Source organism: Bacillus pseudomycoides DSM 12442 (genome assembly GCF_000161455.1).
Taxonomy (GTDB): domain Bacteria; phylum Bacillota; class Bacilli; order Bacillales; family Bacillaceae_G; genus Bacillus_A; species Bacillus_A pseudomycoides.
In genome coordinates this window covers 5,725,431-5,725,716 of sequence record NZ_CM000745.1, presented here as the reverse complement: position 1 = coordinate 5,725,716, position 286 = coordinate 5,725,431, and the positions used below count along the sequence as shown (strand labels likewise).

Genomic DNA, 286 nt, shown 5'->3' with positions numbered 1-286 from the left:
TTTTTTCATCATATGCATGGCTTCGACACCACTCAATATAGAAATTGCTGTTTTAAATGACTTGAATCCTAACATAGAGTGAACTCGCCTTTTAATAAACCGGTGATCTTGCTCCACTATGTTATTAAGATATTTCACTTGTCTAATTTGGATGCCTTCTGGCATCCTTTTTTCTTCTTTTAACTCCTCAATTGCTACAGGATAAGCGGGGTTCTTATCTACTGTTATCACGCGGGGTTTAGAAACGTATGAAAAAGCCAAGGCTTTCTTGAAAAAGCACTTGGCT

At 37.4% G+C, this 286-nt stretch carries 1 protein-coding gene; it reads right to left on the bottom strand.

The features are described from left to right. Nucleotides 1–286: DDE-type integrase/transposase/recombinase (locus BPMYX0001_RS28915; RefSeq protein WP_033799841.1), on the bottom strand; the 286-nt coding region annotated here is incomplete at both ends.